This window comes from Bacillus cereus group sp. MYBK245-2, assembly GCF_051916145.1.
In the GTDB taxonomy this organism is placed as follows: domain Bacteria; phylum Bacillota; class Bacilli; order Bacillales; family Bacillaceae_G; genus Bacillus_A; species Bacillus_A pacificus.
In genome coordinates, this window is sequence record NZ_JBQAGB010000009.1 from 50,030 (window position 1) to 68,835 (window position 18,806).

The following is an 18,806-nucleotide window of genomic DNA, read 5'->3' on the forward strand; positions in this document are numbered from 1 at the left end:
AATGGTAAAGTGGTGAGAATAATGAAGATTTTAATATATCTATTGATGGTTTGTTTATTAATAACTGGATGCAGTATTGGAAAAAAAGATAATCCAAATGAAAAGCCCGAGCAAAAAAATGTTTCAATGAAAAATGTTAATTATACAAATAAGTCAAATAAGTCAAATAAGCCAAATGAAAAAGCAGCGGACCATTTAGCATCTTTAGCGGCAAGTGTGCCAGGTGTAAATGATGCGACAGCGGTAGTAGTTGGGAAATATGCTATTGTAGGAATTGATGTAAAAGCGAAACTAGATCGAACACGTGTTGAGTCCATAAAATACTCTGTTGCAGAAAGCTTAAAAAACGATCCTGATGGTGCTAATGCAGTCGTTGTAGCAGATGTTGATACGTATGAAAGACTGAAACAAATTGGAAAGCAAATTAAAAAAGGAAAAACAGGTGAAGGTATACTGGATGAGTTAGCAGCAATTGTTGGCCGAGTAATGCCACAAGTTCCAAATGACATGATTGAAAATCGAGAAACGAATCCAATAAAAGATAATGATAAACAATTACCAAAAGATGAAGAACAAGAACTGAGAAAAGAACAGAATGACCAATCAAATAATCACTTAAATAAATAAATTTAACCGTAACCCTGTACTAAATTGTACAGGGTTTCTCAATATAATATTAAATATTCAGTTTATTTTTAAGGGAATATATGGTTTAATTATTATGGGAGGGACAACTGTTATGATGAAAAAAAGCACATTAATATTATGTAGTTTATGCTTAGGTTTCAGTATGACAGCGTGTGAACAGAAGAAAGAAGTAAAAAAGCAAACAGCGACTTCTTCTACTGTGATGGAAAATCAAAAGAAAGAATCTATCAATATAAATCATTTCTCCAATATAAATGAAGGAATGACTTATAAAGAAGTGAAAGATTTAATTGGTTTTGAGGGGGATTTACTCATAGAAGAAGGGGTGGAACATTCTACACAAATTAAGCAAATCTTTGCTTGGAAGGGAAGCAATCCAACTGCATTAGTTGAAATTACATTTTTAGATGGCAAAGTACATTCTAAAGTGCAGCAAGGTTTAAGTTAATAAGTAAAAAATGGGAGAGTTTATCATGAACATACATACAGGGGAAATTCAATTAGTTCCGTATAAAGAGGAATTTAAGGAAGTTATACAAACATTTACTTTACCAAGTGAACAAGTTCAATTTACATCGGACCCAGTTGAATTATTGAAAAAAGCAAAAAATGATCGTACAAAAAATGTGATTGTTATTTTAGATTACAATAGGGTACCTGTTGGTCTTTTTGCATTGCAAACAGGAGATAGAGTGCAGGAGTTCACAGAAAATGAGAACGCTTTACTTTTAACTTCATTTTCTATAAATCACAATAGACAAAGGAAGGGATACGCTAAAAAATCACTGGCACTATTACAAGAGTTTGTACAATGTTATTTTCCGATGAAAAATGAAGTTGTACTTGCTGTGAATGAAAAAAATATTCCTGCACAAAATTTATATGAAAAAGTTGGCTTCCAAGACAAAGGTTTTAGAAGAATGGGACCAATTGGTCAACAAATCATAATGCATTTACCTATCATAAAATAACGAGAAAAAACTTACTCTTGTACAAAAGTAGTAAGTTTTTTATTTAGAAAGATATGTAATATATAAATAAATGAAATAGAAATGAAGGAAATACAAAATGAATCAAGTTAGAAAATGGAATATTATCGGTGGAAGGGTGATAAAAACAGGAATTGCGGTTTTTCTTACAGTTCTAGTTTGTGAATTTTTCAATATTCCAACTATATTTGCTGTTATCACCGCAATTGTAACGATTGAGCCAACTGCAACGGATTCTATAAAAAAAGGACTGGTTCGTTTTCCAGCTTCAACAATTGGATCAGCATATGCAATGACTTTCACATTTTTCCTAGGTCATCAGGCGCTTTCTTATGCGTTAGCAGCGATGTTTACAATCGTTACATGTCAAAAACTAAAGTTACATGCGGGAACGTTAGTTGCAACATTAACTGCTGTTGCAATGATCTCAATTACGGCAGATCACTATTTTACTGCATTTTTAATTCGATTAGCTACTACATCTACTGGTATTATAGTGTCTACTTTAGTGAATTTTTTCATCTTACCACCACATTATGTTAAAACAATTTCGGGATGTACAGAGGAACTATTTGTTAAAACGGCAAATATTATGGAGGAATGGCTTAATGCATTAATTGAAGGGAAAGTGATAACCAAAGAGACAACTCATAATCTATCTAAAGTGAATTTATTATTACATAAAGCGGTACAATTTGTTCAATATGAGCAAAAAGATTGGAAATATCATCGACATACAAAAAAAGAAATGAGAAGTTTTTTACTTGTACAAAAGCAACTGCATTTATTACAGCAAATTATTTATCATATAGATAATTTAGCTCGAACACCAATTGAAACATGTGACTGGTCGCAAAATGAAAAAGAGATTTTACGACGAACAATTCATTCTATAATTTCTATATTAAGAAATAATTGTAATAAAATGGATGAGGAGCATTTTAAACTGATTGATGAATTAGACAAGCAATTTTGGAATTATAAAAATGATTTAGCACATTGTAAACCGAATCAATATCATCATCATTTTTCCAGTGAATCTATCATTTTATTTGAGGTATTATCTATACATGATATGTTAGAGGAATTAAAACAAATATTTGAGAAATATGAGGGGGAAAATCAATTCAATTGTTCAGTTCATTAAAATGTGGAGGATTGCTATGACAATTTATATTGCACTACTAAGAGGAATCAATGTAGGCGGTCATAAGATAATTAAAATGGCTGATTTAAAACAAATGTTTGAATCAATAGGACTAAAACAAGTAAAAACATATATTCAAAGTGGTAATATCGTGTTCGAATCTGAAAAAGATATTGATTTTTTAAACAAACGAATACAATCTGAAATTAAAAACGTTTTTGGTTTTGGTGTTCCGGTTATGTTAAGAACACATGAGGAATTTATAAACATTACCAAAAGATGCCCCTATGAAGTCAATTCATTGCGAGAAGGCGAAAGTATACATGTTGCCTTCTTAGCAAATGAACTTTCTGAATTAGAAAAAGATCAGCTACTTATGCAAAAAAATGAGACTGAAGATTGTTATATACATGAAAAAGTTGTGTATTTATTTTTCAAAAATAGCATTCGAAATTCAAAATTAATGAATCAGTTCCAGAAGTTACATACACCAGCTACGATAAGGAATTGGCGGACTGTGAATAAATTAAAAGCGATAGTAGAAGGGATGTAAATATAAAAAGATGAGATTTTCTGTATATAGAAAATCTCATCTTTTTATTTATATTGTTTTGCGACTATAAGTTCGACAATAGGATAAATAAAGAATGAAGAACAAAGCGCGATGAACAGAGGAAGGTTTTTTATTTCATCAAGTAATAGGAATGCAAATCCTTCTGATACTATTAAAATTAAAAACATAAGGCATATAAGTACAAAATAAGCAACTTTAAAACTTTTATATTTGATTTGCTGTCCCATTTCATCTTGGCTTTCTTTCGATACTCCGTTCGGATCTCCCCAAGTAATTTGATTAATTAAATTACCGATAATTAACGAAAAAGCGAATATTGTTCCTCCTAAAATCGAACCTTCCGTTACATATTTATATGCTCCATGTATGAGAACGACAATTAATGATAAAACGATAATTATGAAAATAAATTTTTTATGGTTCAATTTAGAAATAGCACCTCCATTGTTGTAAAAAACTCTTTACAACTATAGTATAAAATTGGGAAACTTTAATGTCAAATACTTTTTACACATGAGGCCGCGAAAATGATATTTTGTATTTACGGTTAATAAAAAATTACATTACATTTGAATGTAAAAGAATGGGCTCGCATATATTTGGAAGGGATGTCAGATTAATTTAGGGGGTAGTTATGTCTATTCTTTTAAAAGCTGGTGCTGATGCAGGTAATAACGGTTTGAAGTTAATGGTGAAAGGGCAAGATCCTATTTTTATTCCGAGTATATATGCTTTATATATAGGAGAGCCTACAGGATTGTTAGATGAGGGAGATGTTTCATTATCTGAATTAGAAAATCACATTGACGTGACCATTAGTTCTCCATCGTTAATGTTAAATAATGTGCGGTATATCGTTGGAGAAAAAGTCATTCAAGATCAATTAAAAGGTACTGAAGTTGAGAAGAAATCGAATAAGTCAACTGATGAGTTAATGGTTATTACGATTCTATCTGGTTTAGCGGTAAGTGCTATGCGTCAAAGTCCAACTTCTAGTCATATTAACATTCGTTATGATTTATCTGTTGCTCTCCCTATGCAGCTTATTACACAAGAAATAGCTGCGGAAAATGCGAAACGTTATATGGGGAATCATAAGGTTGTGTTCCATTATCCAAACGGACGTGATGTTACAATTAATATTTCCATCGAATATTGTAAATGCCTACCTGAAGGTGCTTCTGGGACGTGGGGCATTGTATATGATGAAGAAGGAAATGTTGTAAAACATAAAATAGAATGTGAACAAAATAAAGTGTCAGAAATTGATTTTGTTGATAAAACATTATTATCTTTTGATATTGGTGCAGGGACAACAGAAGAAGTCGTTTCACTAGGTGTAAACTTTAGACCACAACTAAGTAAGGGTTTATCGTACGGTGTGAAAGAAACGTTACTACAAATTATTACGAGATGGAACCGGAAGTATCCAACAAAGACAATTGATAGTATTACAGAATTCAATCAAATTTATTTAAATGATAAACACCCTAGAAATGCATTATTAGTTGAGGAATCACAACCAGCACTATTAGGTTTAGCAGCGCGTGTTGCAACGGATATTATTAACAAAATTGATGATATGAAAGACGATCCATATGTATTTATTTATGGCGGGGGCGCAGTTATCATAAAAAATAGCCTGAAAATGATTTTAAAACAAAAAGGGCGTTTAACAAATGTAATCTTTGTAGATAATCCATTATTTACAAATGCACGTGGATTATTAGTCTACACTTGTTCGCCAAAATATAGAGAGCATAAGCAAAAAGAGTTAGGATTTACAAACTTAACAATAAGTTAGTTGGTGGAAGTATGCGATCTAGGCGATATAAACGTGGTGACCGAGTAAAAATTAATATTCATAAGTCAGTATCACCTGAAATGCTTGCATGGCTGAATAAACAATCAAATCCAACCAACTTCTTTTTCTTTGCAGCGCAGCAACTTTTTAAACAAGTAGGAGATATTGATGTGTCAAAAGCTATACCAAGTAGCCATGTTTTCTCGTTATACGTGGAGCCATCATCTTTATTAAAAGTAGAAGTTAATCCTTTTAAAAGCGTACCACTAGAAGCAAATAAATCCACCGATAATAAAAAAAAAAAATCATGGGAAGCTGTTGACCAATTAGATTGTCCGTTTTTTTAAACATAGAAAAATATAAGTATTGCCCATCACTATACATACGGATACAGTGATGGGCTTTTTTACATGTAAAGATAGGGGGATACAAATTGCGGCGTGCCCCTCCTATTCATTATTTTTCTATTATTTTAGCTGTATGTTCAGTAACAGCATGAATGATGTCTTCCCAGTCATCAGGATGAATCTCATGTCCGGCGCCTTCAAGAGTTAATAGAACTGAGTTAGGAATCTCGTCGATAAGTGCGAGACCATGTTCAAAAGGGAGTGCGGTATCGTCTGTTCCGTGAATGACTAATGTAGGTACTTGTATGGAGTGAAGCACCCCTTCATATGCATCATCGCCTTGAAGTAAAGCGTGATTAAACATGCTTAATAAATTGTTAGCTCGTTCAATTTCTTGTTTTACTTGATTATAGACTCTTTTTTCATCAAATGTGCGTTTGGACCCGCATAATAGACGGGACCCTGAAACTAAATATTCTGCTACAACATTTTCATTTGTCCAATCTAAATGCGTGCCATTTGCGTGATGTGTTAAAATTCTTTCATCCATCGGAGGTAAATCGCGCGTGTTATCGTCAGAGCCTATTATACTTGTAGCTAATAATGTTAACGATAAAATTCTTTCGGGATGTTTTACAGCAGCAATTTGAGCGATCATACCCCCTAAAGACATCCCGAATAGATGCGCTTGATCAATATGATAAGCATCAAGTACCCCAATTGCATCTTCAGCCATATCCGTAACGGAATAATTAGAAGTTCCAGGTTCATATGCGACGGAGCGTCCCACATCACGGTTATCAAAACGAATAACAAATGCCCCGCTATTCGCCAACTGTTCACAAAATTCTTCATCCCAATAAACCATTGAACACGTAGCACCCATAATTAATAAAATAGCTGGATTTTTAGGGTTTCCAAAGCTTTCTGTACATATATCAATCCCGTTTATTTTAAATATCTTTTCAGTCATAGAGTTCTCTCCATTTCTTTTGAATGTAATTAAAAACACAATTTTGAATGACTCTAAGGTGTGTGTAAGATTTTCTATGTTTCTTGCATAATTACCCCCAAAAATAAGTTTATGATAATTTAAGGAAAAAAATTTTGAGAAATATTTGTATGTTATTAAAATAAACAGTAAGGAGGAGAGGAAATGAAAGCAATTGTTATAGATCAATATGGTAGTGTTGAAGAATTAAAAGAAAGACAAGTTTTAAAACCAGTTGTTAAGAATAATGAGGTATTAATACGTATTCTCGCAACATCTATTAATCCTGTTGATTGGAAAATAAGAAAAGGAGACTTACAAGAACAGTTGCGTTTTTCATTTCCAATCATTTTAGGGCTAGATGTAGCGGGAGTTATTGAAGAAGTTGGGGAAGAGATAGAATGTTTCAAAATAGGAGATAAGGTGTATACGAAACCTGAAAATATAGGGCAGGGCTCTTATGCTGAATTCATTACAGTAAAATCGGATTTAGTATCCTATATGCCTACAAATCTGAGTTTTGAAGAGGCAGCTTCTATTCCTCTTGCAGGACTTACTGCATGGCAAAGTCTTGTAGATTACGCAAAAATAAAAGAACATGACCGAGTACTTATTCATGCTGGAGCTGGTGGAGTTGGAAGTTTGGCAATCCAAATCGCAAAATCATTTGGAGCTTTTGTTGCGACAACTGCCAGTAGTAAGAATGAAGAGTTTTTAAAGTCTTTAGGGGCAGATCTCGTTATTGATTATAAAAAAGATAAATTTGAAGAATTACTATCAGATTTTGATATTGTATTAGATACAATAGGTGGGGAAGTACAAGAAAAAAGCTTTCAGATTTTAAAACCTGGTGGTGTATTAGTTTCGATTGTCCATGAACCAATTCAAAAAGTAAAAGAGATAAAATCAGGTTTTTTATGGCTAAAACCAAACGGAAAACAATTAGAAGCATTATCAGATTTAATTGTACATGGAAAAGTAAAACCAATTATAAGTAAAGTTATGCCGTTTAGTGAGGAAGGGATTAGAGAAGCTCATATTTTGAGTGAAGGTCAGCATGTTAGAGGTAAGATTGTAATTAAAATGGAATGATAATGAAAATATTATTTATATGGTGAGTTTTATGTAATAAAAAGCAAATACCCCAAAATATTTTGGGGTATTTGCTTTTATAGCATAAACTTTCGCATTATATCATGTAATCTCTCTAATCCAATTATCATATCTTTTTCATTTAACATCGAATAGCTGATTCTTAAATGATTATTATTTGTTTCGGGATTTAATAGACAAGCTGTACCTGGTAAAAAAGACACATCTACTTCATTTACTTTTTGTAATAAGGTAAAGGGATCTATCGAATCAGGAAGAGTAATCCATAAATTAAAGCCGCCATTTGGTATTTCAAAGTGCATTTCTTTAAGTGGTGATAACATATCAATCGTTATATCACGTCTAATTTGTAAAGCCGTACGTAATTTTTCTAAATGATTTTTCATACGTTCTGCACGTAAAAATGGTAGAAGTGCTTTTTGTGTTAATAAAGGACTACCGATATCCATTGAACCTTTTACAGCATATAACCATTCGAAAATAGGGCCATCGGCAATAAGTGATGCAATACGTAGTCCTGGTGCTAACGTTTTACTAAATCCTTTTATATATATTACGTGACCGTTTGTATCAAAATTTTTAATAGGAGGGGGAACAGTCACGCCCTCAAAATATATTTCACCGAAAGAATCATCTTCAATGATAAAAAACTCATATAGCTCTGCCAATTCTATAAGTTCCATTCTTCGTTCTTTACTCATTACTGTACCTGTTGGGTTCTGAAAAGTTGGATTCGTATACAATAAAATGGGATTTTTACTTTGACAAATATCATCGATTAAGTCGGATCGAATTCCATAATTATCAAGAGAAACGGGTATAATTCGAGCCCCTTTATTGATGAAAATATCAAGCGCAGCACTATAACACGGACTTTCTACTAATACAATATCACCAGGTTTTATTAGTGTTTGAGCAATTAAATCAATTCCTTGTTGTGCTCCGCTTGTAATTAATAACTGAGATGGATCTGTCAATAATTTCTGGTGTTCATTTAAGTGCTTTGCTATTTCAACTCGCAATTCATAATCTCCTTGAACTGGTCCATAAGTTGCTAGAATCATCTGGTCTTTATTAAGTATTTTATGCATTTCGTCTGCCAAGAATGGATTTGGCAATAAACGAGGATATAAAATCGCTTGTGAAAAATCGTAATATTTCCGGTGCTGATTCATTGCATATTGAGATCGCATAACATTAATCGTTTTCGTTTGTTGCCATTTATACGGAACTGTTTTGAAATTTTTCTTTACATGTTTTTGTATATAAGCCCCTTTACCTTGTTCAATTCGTATATATTCTTTCTTTTCTAGCTGTTTATACGCCTTACGAACAGTTAATAGACTAATCTGTAAATCTTCGGCCATCGAGCGTAAAGATGGAAGTGAGTCACCATGTGAAAGCATGCCGCTTTGTACTCTTTCAACGATTTGCATATATATTTGCTGGTAATACGGTATGTTGGATTCTTTACGAAGGACAATCTTCATGGTTTCACCTTTTTCTTTTTTATTTAATTTAAGCGGAAAATATAAAGAGAATCAACTACGATTTTAGGAAACTGTTATATACATAAATACACTGTTATACACCATACCTTCTATACTCATGTGAAGAGTAAAAAGGAGGAAGAGTAATGGTCATTTTTAATTATATTTTAGTATGTATAATTTTTGGAACAACATTTTTAACAATAAAAATCGGAATTGGAGCAGGTGCACCCCCATTATTTTCAGCAGGAATTCGTTTCTTTCTAGCAGGAGTAATCTTAATGATTATATTTAAGCTAAAGCGAAAAGAAATTATGCCACATATATTTTCAAAACGTATTATATATGCTGGTTTTTGCTTAACGTTTATGACATTCGCAAGTTTGTACTGGGCGGAACAATATATTTCTTCAGGGCTAGCTGCTGTGCTATCTGCTACAGGACCGATGATGATTTTGTTATTACAGACAAAGAGAAATAAGACAAAATTACAAAAGGAGCAACTTCTTGCTTTAATCATCGCGCTAATAGGCGTTGTTTTTGTTTCTTTACCAGGAATGCACCAAGAAGTAAGTTTTATATGGAGTATCGCTTGTTTTGTTTTAATAATAGGAGAATTATTTTACGGAATAGGCTCAATTCGCTCAAAAGAAATACTTTCGGATTTACAAAGTGTATCGCCATTTCTCATTAATGGTATTCAAATGTTTTATGGAGGCGTTTTACTACTAATCGTGTCTGGCATAGTAGAACAACCGAATGTAACTACACTAGCTTCTTGGAGTGTACAGTGGCCTATTTTATATCTTATCTTTATCGGATCAATTGGTGGGCACGGATTATATTATTGGCTCTTATCAAAAACAAATCCTGTATTCCCGTCAACATGGTTATACGTATCACCGTTAATTGCTATTATAGTAGGATATATTATATTAGGAGAACCTTTAAACGCTACAATGGGAATAGGTGCATGTTTCATTTTGGTTGGTGTATTTTTAGCTAATCGATCCACACTCCGGTCTTATTTCAGAAAAGGGAGATTATTTGAGAAAGAAATGTAATTATATAAAGAAGCAGTTCTGTATATAGCAGGGCTGCTTTCATTTTATTCATGATACGGATTGACTTTATTTATTGGAAAAGCGTAATATTATTAAGCTATATGAAAGAGATCTGCAAAAAGAGGGGAGTTATTATGAAAATAAATTGGACTGAAGTCAAGGAAAAAATTCGACCGCAAATTTCAAAACCATCATATGAAACTTGGTTTACGAATACTACTGTTTATTTAGAGGATGATATATTAACAATTTATTGTCCAAATGAATTTGCACGTGACTGGTTAGAATCTCATTATAAAGAATTAGTATTTAATACATTAAGAGAAATGTTTAATACGACGTTTGAAATTCAGTTTGAATTAAAATCAAATACAAATACAACCAGTAATAATGAAAAATCAACAATTGAAGATATCACTTCCGAATTAGGAGAGCAGTTCAAAGTCTCTAATAACAGTTTAAAATATAATGATGTAGATGAGAGCAATAAACGTATTCGAGCGTTAGAAGCAAAAATAATGAACTTGGAAAAGGTCATTGGTACATTAGTAGAAAAATTAGATGCAGTAGAATTAAAAACACAGTTGGAAAAATAACCAACTGTGTTTTTTTACTTAATTCGCTTTTTTTATAAACCCTTTATAATGACGTTTTACAAGCTGGCTTTCTAACGTTTTCATTGTTTCAAGTGCCACACCGACAATGATCAGTAAGCTTGTACCACCAATTTGTGCAGAAGGTGGTAATGTAGCAATTTTCGTGAATACGAGCGGTAAAATTGAAATTGCACCTAAGAAAATCGCGCCGATAAATGTTAAGCGGTATAAAATTTTCGTTACATATTGTTCTGTTGATTTACCAGGACGAATACCAGGCACATATCCATTTTGCTTTTTCAAATTCTCAGCCATTTGTTCAGGATTTACTTGAATAAATGCGTAGAAGTATGTGAAAGCAACGATAAGACCGACATAAAGTGTCATTCCAAATGGATGTGCAAAATCCAGATTAGCAACTATCCATTTGGATACGCTTGAATCAGGGAAAAGCTGCGCAATTGTACGCGGCGTCATTAAAAATGCAGAAGCAAAGATTACTGGAATTACACCAGCACTATTTACTTTAAGAGGTAAATGAGTATTTTTTGCTCCTTGATATTGATTGTTGCCTGAAACAGCTTTTGCATATTGAATCGGTATTTTACGCACCGCTTGTTGTATGTAAATAACGCCAACAACTATCGCTAAAATTATAAGACCAATTAAGACCATCTTTATGATGTGCATGAATAATTGATCGCCTGCATTTTGAAATTGTTGCAAATAAATTTGGTTCGCAACATTTGGAATCGCTGCAACAAGTCCCGCGAAGATAATCATCGAAATACCATTACCTACTCCGTTAGCGGTAATTTGTTCGCCTAACCAAAGTAAAAATGCAGTTCCTGCAGTTAAAACTGTCGCAATAAATAAGTATGTAGTCCAGCTTTGATCTGTTATTAATTGTCCACCTGCTATATTATTAAAGCCATAAGACATCCCAATGGCTTGTATGAATGCGAGAATGATTGTAAAGTATCGAGTGAATTGAGCTGACTTCTTACGGCCCATTTCTCCTTGCTTTGCCCATTCCGAAAATTTAGGTATAACGTCCATTTGTAGTAATTGTACTATGATGGAAGCTGTAATATAAGGTGTAATACCTACAGCAAAGATTGAGAAGTGTTGCAGTGCTCCTCCGCCAAATACGTTTAGCATACCTAAAACGTTAGCTTGATCTTGTACTTTTAATACCTCTGCGTTAGTATGAGGAACTGGAATAAACGTGCCAATTCGGAAAACAATTAACATCGCTAATGTAAAAAGGATTTTCCTTCTTATCTCAGCTACTCTCATGAAATTTGAAATCGTACGAAACATAATGTCGCCTCCTATATTTTATCAGTTTAAAACTGATTATTATATCCCGATGAAGTAACCACAAACCTCCTTCCGCATTAAATTCATTTGACAAATGGAATTTTATACATTTTGTAGTTTTCACGGACATAAAAATATAAGGTGTTTTTTAGCGACCTATAAGTTTTTCGTAATCATTCAATACACATAATATATCGAATAAATTAACAAATGTACATACATACGCATGAAAAATGAATAAATAGGGTCATTTTTTACATTTATTTAATGATAAATTGATAGGACATTATTATTAGGGATTGTTATACATGTTATAAAAATAAAGGTGAGACATTATGATTTATAGCTAATATTCATTCGAATGTGTCAGCTAATAGTTTCTCCCAATCTTTAAAGGATAATTTATTAGTTATATGTTTTAGTGCATTAGGTACAATAATATGACAAATAAGTTCTAAGCTATTACCATCTGGATCAATAAAATAAACAGATGCATTACCTTGATGTGGACGGACAAAAGGTGCAATAGATTTATTACTCCCAAACGGAACAGCTTTAATTTGAAGTGAGTGTAACCAATTTAATGATTCTTTTAAATCCTCATATGAAACTCTAAATGCAATATGACGTAAAGAAGGATGATATTTCGTTTCACATTCAGAACCTTCCCATAACCCCAGCCAACTCATTCCTTCTTCAATCCAAAAGAATGCTGTTGATTCATCGCTCCAAGCTAATTTCAACCCTAGTTTTTCATAAAATTCAATTGAGTTTCTTAAATTGCTAACCGGTAAGTGTGCTTCGTATATTCCTTTAATCAATTTAAATCCTCCTTTATTCTTACAATTTCTTATCATTACTATAGCTGTTAAAAAAGAATATAGAATCGAGTAAAAGTATGAAAGTACATACAACTTTAGTAGTAAATAATCTTATTTCAATTAAGATTTATGCAATTAAGAAATTTGTTTATTTAAAAGGGATTTATCAAATTGAAAGATAAATAAATTGAATAGATACTTAATAAGGGGATGATATAAATGAAAGTAGTTGTAAAAGAATTACGACCATTAGAAGTGGCATTCATAAGAAGAACTGGTAGTTACTTTGAACCACAAGATCATTGGGGGAAGTTATTGAACTGGTCTATTGAAAATAAGCTTTATCCACCGGAGCAATCATTTATCGGAATCTCATTAGATAATCCTGAACTTGTTGCAAGCCATATGTGCCGACATGATGCTTGCGTGACCATACCTGAAAACTTTGAAAAAGAACAACATGAGGGTGTGCAATTTAAAAGTGTAGATGGAGGTCTATACGCTCTATACGAATTCTATGATGAACCTCATAAATTAAGTGTAGCGTATCAATACATGTACGCAGAGTGGCTACCAAATAGTGAGTATGATGCAGATTATGATAGAGATAATTTAGAGTTTTGCTTAAATAATGTTGCAGAAGATTTAGAAGGAAAGTTAAAGGTTGATTTATTTGTGCCAATTAAAAAAGTACCAATAAATATGAATGCAAATAAGTAGTATGTTTCTATCTAGCATTATCTTTACTATATTTTTTATTTGCTAATCAAACAGTAACGGAGGATACCGGCGTATTGGATGATATATTTTTAAAAGATTATTGGGTAGAGAAAACATTAAATAAACAATTAAATGAGACGAGCATATACTAATAAATGACACAATGCATAATTTATAATCGTATTTGAAGAGCACCTTAAAGTGCTCTTTTTTTATTGAAATTCATGCACTTATATAAGTTGTTCTTAATTTGAATCATCGTCCTTATATTATGTAATTTTGCATAATGTTACATAAATTGTGTATTTTCCCTTTTTTTCGACAGAAACAGCAAGTATACTTTGTACAAGCTTTCTATTTCAAAATTATACGAGGTGAAAAAATGAAAAACAAAAAGACGTTAACTAAGGTAGCATTAACAACAGGTTTAGCTTTAACAGCAGTAGCACCATACGGAGTAGGTCATGCAGAGGAAACAGATCAACTACAAGTTCAAATTCAGGAGGAATCATTCCGATCAGGTGAACTTACACAACCGTCACAAAAGGCACCAGAGAATGTAGTAAAAGATGCTCTTAAGGAGAAAACAAAGCAAGCCCTTTCTCCAAAGCAAGTCAATGGAGAAACAGGAGTAGATTATAAAGTTCTTCAAAAACGTGGTTCATATGATGGGACTACACTTGTACGTATACAACAAACATATGAAGGAAAAGAAGTATATGGCCATCAATTAACTGCACACGTAGATAATGACGGTGTTATTAAAAGTGTTTCAGGTGATAGCGCGCAAAATTTAAAACAAGAAGAATTAAAAAAACCTATCAATCTATCAAAAGATGAAGCGAAACAATATATTTATAAGAAATACGGGAACGATATCAATTTTATTTCTGAGCCAGAAGTTAAGGAAGTTATTTTTGTGGATGAAAAGAATGGACAAGCTAGCAATGCGTACCAGGTTACATTTGAAGCTGCCACACCAAAATATGTTTCTGGTACATATTTAGTAAATGCACAAAATGGTGATATGTTAAAAAATATGGTGCAAGAGTCTAACTTAAAAGCCAGTGACAAATTAGTTAGCGCTTTAAAGGATAGTAAAAAAAGCAGTCTTACGTCATTAACAGGCACTGGCAAAGATGATTTAGGTATCTCTCGTTCATTTGGTATTTCTAAACAAAGTAATGGCAAATATGCTCTTGCTGATTATACAAGAGGGCAAGGCATTGAAACATATGATGTAAATTACAGAGATATTACTAAAGAAGAAAACTATTATCCTGGTACATTAGCAACTAGTACTTCGACAACATTTAACGATCCAAAAGCAGTAAGTGCTCATTACTTAGCAACAAAAGTTTTTGATTTTTATAAAGATAAATACAATCGTAATAGCTTTGATAATAAGGGACAAAAGGTAGTTTCAGTTGTACACGCTTGGGATTCTGAAGAGACGAATAATCCGAAAAATTGGCAGAATGCATTAAGCGCTAATAATGGTAGTATGCTTGTATATGGAGATCCTATCGTCAAAGCATATGACGTAGCTGGGCATGAATTTACACATGCTGTTACTTCTAGTGAATCTAATCTTGAATATTACGGTGAATCTGGTGCGATAAATGAGGCACTATCTGATATTATGGGAACATCTATTGAGAAATACGTAAATAATGGAAGCTTTAACTGGACGATGGGAGAACAAACTGGATCTGTCTTCCGTGATATGGAAAACCCAGCTTCTGTTCCATCTTCACTTGGAGTACCTTATCCAGATGATTACAGTGAATTTAACGATTTTAATGGATGGGATCAAGGCGGCGTTCACTTTAACTCAAGTATTATTAATAAAGTTGCATATCTCATTGCAAAAGGCGGAACTCATAATGGTGTAACTGTTAAAGGAATTGGTGAAGATAAAATGTTCGATATCTTCTATTACGCAAATACAGATGAGTTAAACATGACTTCTAATTTCAAAGAATTGAGATCAGCATGTATTCGAGTGGCAACTAATAAATATGGTGCGAATACAGCGGAAGTTCAAGCAGTACAGAAGGCATTTGATGCAGCGAAAATTAAGTAGGTTAGAAATATAGTTATTATTCATATATTATTACATTATGAAAAACAGCTAATATCCTTAAAGGACATTAGCTGTTTTTTTACGTAACTATGCATTAGTGAAAATATACTTACTTAACAATAATTAGGGAGGATATCTTTAAAAGTTACGTCAAATATGTAAGGTTTATAGTATATAAAAACAGAAAATTAATAATATATTGACCTCTTAACGGAAAGTGCTATAGAATGAAAGCGATAACAAACGATTGCTTTATAATGATTTCCCTGATCTTTTAGTATTTACAAATATATGAAGACATAAACAAACCTATTTTTTTATACATTAATGCAAACGTTTTCGTATTAAAAGATCATTGAAATACATATGTGAAATCAGCCAATATGGGGGTGAAATAAAAGAGATTTTTAGATTAATTTAAGTAGTTGTAATGTAGTACGAGCAGAATATAACGTTCATGCTATTTAAAGAAAGGGTGTATGTGGTGCAAATGATAAAAAGATTAATTAACAAATCAGTTTTATTACTTACTATAATCGTTATGTTATCATCTGTTTTCTCTTTTCAAAGTGTAAAGGCAGTTTCAAATTCGAAAACAACTGAAGTTATCATTCATTACAAAGAACAGTCTGGAAATACAAAAGACTGGAATCTTTGGATATGGGGAGAAAATGCAAATGGTAACTCATATGAATTTACTGGTGAAGATGAATTTGGAAAGTACGCAAAGATTAATATAGATGGTGACTATAATCGTGTAGGATTTATCATTCGTACAAATGAGTGGGAAAAAGATGGTAGCGATCGTTGGATTGAAAATATAAAGGACGGTCGTGCTGAAGTATGGATTCTTTCGGGTGATGAAAAAGTATATAATTCTAAGCCGTCATCGGATCTATCAATTCAAAAAGCAACTATTGATAGTTTCCATGAAATTACTGTAACGACTAATGTCCCGTTTAATATTAGAGAAAAGAAAATTGAAATGGAAGGGATTAAAATTAAGAGTATTAGTCCTTATGATAAAAACAGTGGAGATATTACGAATAAGTTTAAAATAATTACGGAGCAGAAAATTGATTTAAAACAGACATACAAAGTTAAAATCGAAAACGTAGCTGATACGAATACTGAAATCGGTAAAGTAATTCGTAGTGAGGAGTTTGATCATTCATTTTATTATGGTGGTAACGATTTAGGGAATATATATACACCACAACATACAAAGTTCCGTGTATGGGCTCCTACTTCGAGTGAAGCGAAATTAGTTACATATAAAAAATGGAACGATAAAATAGGTACTGAAATAAACATGCAACAAAGTGAAAAGGGCACTTGGAAAGCAGAACTTAAAGGGAATCAAAAAGGTCTCTATTATACGTATAAGGTAAAAATTGGTGATAAGTGGATTGAAGCCGTTGATCCGTATGCGCGTGCTGCTTCTGTAAATGGAGATAAAGGTGCGGTTGTTGATTTAGAAGAAACAAATCCGAAAAAATGGAAAGCAAACAAAAAGCCAAAATTTAAAAATCCAGAAGATGCTATTATTTATGAATTGCATGTACGTGATCTTTCTATTCAGCCCGAAAGTGGCATTAAACAGAAAGGAAAATATTTAGGTGTAACAGAAAAAGGAACAAAAGGGCCAGAAGGTGTAAAAACAGGACTTGATCATATAAAGGACCTTGGTGTTACTCACGTTCAGTTTTTACCGATATTTGATTATGCTTCAGTAAATGAAGAGAATGTAAACGAACCACAGTATAACTGGGGATATGATCCGAAAAATTTCAATGTTCCAGAGGGATCCTATTCTACAAATCCATATGAGCCAACTGTTCGAATAACAGAATTAAAGCAAATGATTCAAACACTGCATGATAATAATCTTCGTGTTGTAATGGATGTAGTGTATAACCATATGTACAGTGCTACTGAATCTAATTTTCATAAGTTAGTTCCAGGTTATTATTATCGTTACAATGAAGATGGAACATTCGCAAATGGCACTGGAGTAGGAAATGATACTGCTTCAGAACGAAAAATGATGAGGAAATTTATGATAGATTCCGTCACATATTGGGCAAAAGAATACAATTTAGATGGATTCCGTTTTGATTTAATGGGTATTCATGATTATGAAACGATGAATGAAATACGTAAAGCTGTTAATCAAATTGACCCTTCTATTATACTGCATGGAGAAGGATGGGATTTAAATACACCTCTTGCAGCTGAGCTGAAAGCAAATCAAAAAAATGCAGAGAAAATGAAAGGGATTGCTCATTTTAACGATAATATACGTGATGGATTGAAAGGTAGTGTATTTGAGGAGAAGGAAAATGGTTTTATAAATGGAAAGGAAAACATGGAAGATCGTATTAAAAAAGGCATTACGGCAGGGATTGACTACGATACAAATTCGTCGACTTATCAAGATCCAGAGCAGGTGCTAACTTATGTGGAAGCACATGATAATCATACATTATGGGATAAACTTGAGTTGACTAATCCAAGTGACAGTGAAGAAGTGCGAAAACAAATGCACAAATTGTCTTCTTCGATTTTATTAACATCACAAGGTATTCCGTTCTTACATGCGGGACAAGAGTTTATGCGCACGAAATATGGTGATCATAATAGTTACAAATCTCCAGATTCAATTAACCAGATGGATTGGCTGCGCAGAGCAACGTTTAATAATGAAGTAGATTATATGAAGGGTTTAATAGAATTACGCAAAAAGTACTCAGCTTTTCGAATGACATCTGCAGAACAAATAAAAACACATGTATCATTTATTGATGCTCCGAAAAATACTGTAGCTTATACAATAGAGGGGAATAAAAATGAATACTTTACGGTGGCTCACAATGCAAATAGAGAAGCTGTTGAAATAACACTTCCATCGAAAGGTCCTTGGAAAGTACTAGTAGACGGGAAGCAGGCAGGAAGTAAACCACTTTATGTTGTCCATGATAATAAAATTAAAGTTCCTGCGTTAAGTTCATTTGTTTTAAAGTTAAAATAGTATAATTTCACATACTGTAATTATATTACAATTTAATAAATAAAAAAGAGAAGAACTCACCA

General features: G+C 32.7%; 18 protein-coding genes. 13 read left to right on the forward strand and 5 right to left on the reverse strand.

Annotation, left to right across the window (positions count from 1 at the left end; translation table 11 throughout):
• Positions 1 to 21 precede the first annotated feature (21 nt).
• The 5 genes from ACTFRN_RS16000 to ACTFRN_RS16020 all read left to right on the forward strand — a co-directional run bounded on the left by ACTFRN_RS16000 (position 22) and on the right by ACTFRN_RS16020 (position 3,337).
• Positions 22 to 627 (forward strand): YhcN/YlaJ family sporulation lipoprotein, encoded by a 606-nt coding sequence (locus tag ACTFRN_RS16000; RefSeq protein WP_088106755.1) that lies wholly within the window; start codon positions 22 to 24, stop codon positions 625 to 627.
• A gap of 112 nt (positions 628 to 739) precedes the next feature.
• Positions 740 to 1,096, forward strand: a complete 357-nt coding sequence (locus ACTFRN_RS16005; protein ID WP_000976539.1) for a lipoprotein — start codon at positions 740 to 742, stop codon at positions 1,094 to 1,096.
• A gap of 25 nt (positions 1,097 to 1,121) precedes the next feature.
• Positions 1,122 to 1,619: a GNAT family N-acetyltransferase gene (locus tag ACTFRN_RS16010; protein ID WP_001020860.1), complete on the forward strand. Its 498-nt coding sequence runs from the start codon at positions 1,122 to 1,124 to the stop codon at positions 1,617 to 1,619.
• 97 nt (positions 1,620 to 1,716) lie between these two features.
• Positions 1,717 to 2,784, forward strand: coding sequence for an aromatic acid exporter family protein (locus ACTFRN_RS16015; protein ID WP_049111611.1), 1,068 nt, complete (start codon positions 1,717 to 1,719; stop codon positions 2,782 to 2,784).
• Positions 2,785 to 2,800: 16 nt separating this feature from the next.
• Positions 2,801 to 3,337 (forward strand): DUF1697 domain-containing protein, encoded by a 537-nt coding sequence (locus ACTFRN_RS16020; RefSeq protein ID WP_049111615.1) that lies wholly within the window; start codon positions 2,801 to 2,803, stop codon positions 3,335 to 3,337.
• A 44-nt stretch (positions 3,338 to 3,381) separates the two neighbouring features.
• On the opposite strand, the gene ACTFRN_RS16025 is transcribed toward ACTFRN_RS16020, so the two are convergent.
• On the reverse strand, positions 3,382 to 3,783 hold the full coding sequence (locus ACTFRN_RS16025; protein WP_014893659.1) for a hypothetical protein: 402 nt from the start codon (positions 3,781 to 3,783) through the stop codon (positions 3,382 to 3,384).
• Positions 3,784 to 3,992: 209 nt separating this feature from the next.
• Between ACTFRN_RS16025 and ACTFRN_RS16030 the strand changes: the two genes are divergently transcribed.
• Positions 3,993 to 5,162, forward strand: a complete 1,170-nt coding sequence (locus tag ACTFRN_RS16030) for a ParM/StbA family protein (RefSeq protein WP_000025611.1) — start codon at positions 3,993 to 3,995, stop codon at positions 5,160 to 5,162.
• Between the two features lie 11 nt (positions 5,163 to 5,173).
• The gene (locus ACTFRN_RS16035) at positions 5,174 to 5,509 is read left to right on the forward strand and encodes a hypothetical protein (protein WP_001257756.1); all 336 of its coding nucleotides are present in this window, start codon (positions 5,174 to 5,176) and stop codon (positions 5,507 to 5,509) included.
• Positions 5,510 to 5,618: 109 nt separating this feature from the next.
• Here the strand turns inward: ACTFRN_RS16035 and ACTFRN_RS16040 are convergent, their stop codons facing one another.
• Positions 5,619 to 6,482, reverse strand: coding sequence for an alpha/beta fold hydrolase (locus ACTFRN_RS16040; RefSeq protein WP_049111610.1), 864 nt, complete (start codon positions 6,480 to 6,482; stop codon positions 5,619 to 5,621).
• A gap of 183 nt (positions 6,483 to 6,665) precedes the next feature.
• Here ACTFRN_RS16040 and ACTFRN_RS16045 point away from each other — a divergent pair, with 183 nt between their 5' ends.
• Positions 6,666 to 7,592, forward strand: a complete 927-nt coding sequence (locus ACTFRN_RS16045) for an NADP-dependent oxidoreductase (RefSeq protein WP_000644567.1) — start codon at positions 6,666 to 6,668, stop codon at positions 7,590 to 7,592.
• Positions 7,593 to 7,669: 77 nt separating this feature from the next.
• Here ACTFRN_RS16045 and pdxR read toward each other — a convergent pair whose 3' ends face one another.
• On the reverse strand, positions 7,670 to 9,103 hold the full coding sequence (pdxR, locus tag ACTFRN_RS16050; protein ID WP_049110937.1) for a MocR-like pyridoxine biosynthesis transcription factor PdxR: 1,434 nt from the start codon (positions 9,101 to 9,103) through the stop codon (positions 7,670 to 7,672).
• 146 nt (positions 9,104 to 9,249) lie between these two features.
• Here pdxR and ACTFRN_RS16055 point away from each other — a divergent pair, with 146 nt between their 5' ends.
• Together ACTFRN_RS16055 and ACTFRN_RS16060 are read left to right on the forward strand one after the other, a co-directional pair.
• On the forward strand, positions 9,250 to 10,167 hold the full coding sequence (locus ACTFRN_RS16055) for a DMT family transporter (RefSeq protein WP_049110936.1): 918 nt from the start codon (positions 9,250 to 9,252) through the stop codon (positions 10,165 to 10,167).
• 101 nt (positions 10,168 to 10,268) lie between these two features.
• Positions 10,269 to 10,763 carry a DnaA N-terminal domain-containing protein gene (locus ACTFRN_RS16060; protein ID WP_411538077.1) on the forward strand — a complete coding sequence of 165 codons (495 nt, stop codon included), beginning with the start codon at positions 10,269 to 10,271 and terminating at the stop codon, positions 10,761 to 10,763.
• Between the two features lie 18 nt (positions 10,764 to 10,781).
• Here the strand turns inward: ACTFRN_RS16060 and secY are convergent, their stop codons facing one another.
• A complete protein-coding gene (secY, locus tag ACTFRN_RS16065) occupies positions 10,782 to 12,086 on the reverse strand; it encodes a preprotein translocase subunit SecY (protein ID WP_000490139.1) in 1,305 nt (434 codons plus the stop codon).
• 353 nt (positions 12,087 to 12,439) lie between these two features.
• A complete protein-coding gene (locus ACTFRN_RS16070) occupies positions 12,440 to 12,907 on the reverse strand; it encodes a VOC family protein (protein WP_049112281.1) in 468 nt (155 codons plus the stop codon).
• Positions 12,908 to 13,126: 219 nt separating this feature from the next.
• Between ACTFRN_RS16070 and ACTFRN_RS16075 the strand changes: the two genes are divergently transcribed.
• From ACTFRN_RS16075 to pulA, 3 genes are all read left to right on the forward strand, one after another.
• Positions 13,127 to 13,627, forward strand: a complete 501-nt coding sequence (locus tag ACTFRN_RS16075) for an AraC family transcriptional regulator (protein ID WP_000869972.1) — start codon at positions 13,127 to 13,129, stop codon at positions 13,625 to 13,627.
• Between the two features lie 382 nt (positions 13,628 to 14,009).
• Positions 14,010 to 15,713 (forward strand): M4 family metallopeptidase, encoded by a 1,704-nt coding sequence (locus tag ACTFRN_RS16080; RefSeq protein WP_073531074.1) that lies wholly within the window; start codon positions 14,010 to 14,012, stop codon positions 15,711 to 15,713.
• A gap of 484 nt (positions 15,714 to 16,197) precedes the next feature.
• Entirely contained in the window at positions 16,198 to 18,744 is a 2,547-nt protein-coding gene (gene pulA / locus ACTFRN_RS16085) for a type I pullulanase (RefSeq protein ID WP_001177926.1), read from the forward strand.
• Positions 18,745 to 18,806: the final 62 nt, after the last annotated feature.

What these genes read in the sequence shown, in the direction of transcription:
- ACTFRN_RS16000 (WP_088106755.1), top strand. Translation starts at nt 22, where the DNA reads ATGAAGATTTTAATATATCTATTGATGGTTTGTTTATTAATAACTGGA.
- ACTFRN_RS16005 (WP_000976539.1), top strand. Translation starts at nt 740, where the DNA reads ATGATGAAAAAAAGCACATTAATATTATGTAGTTTATGCTTAGGTTTC.
- ACTFRN_RS16010 (WP_001020860.1), top strand. Translation starts at nt 1,122, where the DNA reads ATGAACATACATACAGGGGAAATTCAATTAGTTCCGTATAAAGAGGAA.
- ACTFRN_RS16015 (WP_049111611.1), top strand. Translation starts at nt 1,717, where the DNA reads ATGAATCAAGTTAGAAAATGGAATATTATCGGTGGAAGGGTGATAAAA.
- ACTFRN_RS16020 (WP_049111615.1), top strand. Translation starts at nt 2,801, where the DNA reads ATGACAATTTATATTGCACTACTAAGAGGAATCAATGTAGGCGGTCAT.
- ACTFRN_RS16030 (WP_000025611.1), top strand. Translation starts at nt 3,993, where the DNA reads ATGTCTATTCTTTTAAAAGCTGGTGCTGATGCAGGTAATAACGGTTTG.
- ACTFRN_RS16035 (WP_001257756.1), top strand. Translation starts at nt 5,174, where the DNA reads ATGCGATCTAGGCGATATAAACGTGGTGACCGAGTAAAAATTAATATT.
- ACTFRN_RS16040 (WP_049111610.1), bottom strand. Translation starts at nt 6,482, where the DNA reads ATGACTGAAAAGATATTTAAAATAAACGGGATTGATATATGTACAGAA.
- ACTFRN_RS16045 (WP_000644567.1), top strand. Translation starts at nt 6,666, where the DNA reads ATGAAAGCAATTGTTATAGATCAATATGGTAGTGTTGAAGAATTAAAA.
- pdxR (WP_049110937.1), bottom strand. Translation starts at nt 9,103, where the DNA reads ATGAAGATTGTCCTTCGTAAAGAATCCAACATACCGTATTACCAGCAA.
- ACTFRN_RS16055 (WP_049110936.1), top strand. Translation starts at nt 9,250, where the DNA reads ATGGTCATTTTTAATTATATTTTAGTATGTATAATTTTTGGAACAACA.
- ACTFRN_RS16060 (WP_411538077.1), top strand. Translation starts at nt 10,269, where the DNA reads ATGAAAGAGATCTGCAAAAAGAGGGGAGTTATTATGAAAATAAATTGG.
- secY (WP_000490139.1), bottom strand. Translation starts at nt 12,086, where the DNA reads ATGTTTCGTACGATTTCAAATTTCATGAGAGTAGCTGAGATAAGAAGG.
- ACTFRN_RS16075 (WP_000869972.1), top strand. Translation starts at nt 13,127, where the DNA reads ATGAAAGTAGTTGTAAAAGAATTACGACCATTAGAAGTGGCATTCATA.
- ACTFRN_RS16080 (WP_073531074.1), top strand. Translation starts at nt 14,010, where the DNA reads ATGAAAAACAAAAAGACGTTAACTAAGGTAGCATTAACAACAGGTTTA.